Here is a 2,083-nt window from a genome sequence, read left to right on the forward strand (position 1 = left end):
CATAAACAATCCCGAAGGATGATAGGATTATAGAAAATAATAAAACGTTATTTACAAAACCCTGAAAGGGTGACACAAACGCATTTCAATGCAATAGAAGTTGATTTTGAACATTAAAAATTTGGCAAAACAATTCATAAATCGTTATTGTATCACCCCTTTGGGGTTTTGTTTTTGCGGGAATGGCTTATCTATAATCCTGACATCCCTTCGGGATTTTGTTTTTTCATTCAATAATCCCGAAGGGATGTCAGGATTATAGCAATAACAGAAACGTTATTTACAAAACCCTGAAAGGGTGGCACAAACGCATTTCAATGCCATGGAAATTGATTTTGAACATTAAAAATTTGGCGAAACAATTCATAAATCGTTATTGTATCACCCCTTCGGGGTTTTCGTTTTTCTGAAAAGGCTTATCTATAATTCTATCATCCCTTCGGGATTTTGTTTTCTTCATGAATAATCCCGAAGGGATGATAGGATTATAGAAAATAATATAAACGTTATTTACAAAACCCTAAAAGGGTGGCACAAACGCATTTCAAATACCATGAAAACTAATTTTGAAAATGAATAAATTGTTTATCTATAATCCCATTATCCCTTCTTGATTTTATTTGAAAATGATTAAATTTAATTTCAAATCTAAATGCTTGAAAAAATGGCTGGAACGTTCTCACAACTATATGTTCAAATTGTGTTCGCTGTAAAAGGGAGAGAGAATTTGATTAACAAAACTTGGAAAGATGAATTGTATAAATACATTTCAGGTATTATCAAAGGCAAAAACCAAAAACCTATTATTATTAATGGAATGCCCGACCACATTCATATTTTTATTGGATTAAAGCCCTCGGTTGCTATTGCAGATTTGGTACGTGACATTAAAAATAATTCCTCAAATTATATTAACGACCGAAAATTAGTAAAAGGGAAATTCTCTTGGCAAGAAGGTTATGGAGCTTTTTCTTATTCTCATTCACATATCGCTGATGTGTACAATTATATTTTGAATCAAGAAGAACATCATCGGAAGCGAACTTTTAAAGAAGAATATTATAATTTCTTGAAAAAATTTGAAGTCGAATTTGATGAAAAATACTTGTTCGACTGGATAGAATAGTCAATGCAAAGAGGAAATTACTCCTCTTTATCTCTTTATTTAGTTAAAAACTACATTTTCTCCCCAACCTTCAAAGCAACATTCAAAAAATTCTCAGCAGGCGGTACTGGGCAAGTAAAACTAGGATTGTAAGCACAATAAGGCTGATAAGAAAGGTTAAAATCAATCTCAATACTTTGGTCTTTAATATCTTCCATCTTTAAATCAAGATAACGCCCTGCTCCATAAGTTTCTTTATTACTTGTTAAATCACGGAAAGGCAAAAACAGGTTTCCTTCAGGAGTTTTAAATACTTTTAATGCACATTTCTTCCCATCAATTTCAAATTTTAGGTTAGCAAAAGCTTCATATTCCTCAGTTTCTCCACCAGTCATCGCAATTTTAATACTTTGTCCGCTTGTTAATTTATCTAAAGTAGCAACTACTTTATAAACAGGGTTTACTTCAAAATAATGTAAGCCTTTGAAGTTTGTTTTATCCTCAATGGGCGAATCTTTTTCGGTTTTCAATGCCTCATCTTTGGCTTGTCTTGAAGCTAGAATCGTTTTAGCATAATCATTTGAAAGAGCCTGAGAAGCAGGTTTTTCTTGAGAATCAACAAAAGAGTAAATAATGATAGCAACTAAAATAACGCTGGTAAAAACAAGGAAGAATTTATTTTTGAACATTTTCTGAGGAATTTTAAAAGGAACATGCCTGTTCTTGATAGATAAGCAAAATTAGTAAATTAACTTGCGAAAGCGATAGTTGTTATCAGTTAATAGTTAATTGTTATCAGTGAATACTCACACTGTGACAATATTTTATAAAATAATATCAAGATTATTGGAACTACTTGTCAAAATAGCACTCTTTTAACAGATAACAGATAACAGATAACAGATAACAGATAACAGATAACAGATAACAGATAACAGATAACAGATAACAGATAACAGATAACAGATAACAGATAAC

The 2,083-nt window shown here is 31.4% G+C and carries 2 protein-coding genes; one reads left to right on the forward strand and one right to left on the reverse strand.

Going from position 1 to position 2,083, the window contains the following annotated elements; genetic code table 11:
• Positions 1-664 precede the first annotated feature (664 nt).
• Complete coding sequence (tnpA, locus tag ABID42_RS23955; protein ID WP_367285814.1) at positions 665-1,126, forward strand: IS200/IS605 family transposase; 462 nt, start codon at positions 665-667, stop codon at positions 1,124-1,126.
• Positions 1,127-1,176: 50 nt separating this feature from the next.
• Here tnpA and ABID42_RS23960 read toward each other — a convergent pair whose 3' ends face one another.
• Positions 1,177-1,794, reverse strand: coding sequence for a DUF1684 domain-containing protein (locus ABID42_RS23960; RefSeq protein WP_367285813.1), 618 nt, complete (start codon positions 1,792-1,794; stop codon positions 1,177-1,179).
• Positions 1,795-2,083 lie beyond the last annotated feature (289 nt).

The organism is Arcicella rosea, assembly GCF_040543805.1.
Classification (GTDB): domain Bacteria; phylum Bacteroidota; class Bacteroidia; order Cytophagales; family Spirosomataceae; genus Arcicella; species Arcicella rosea.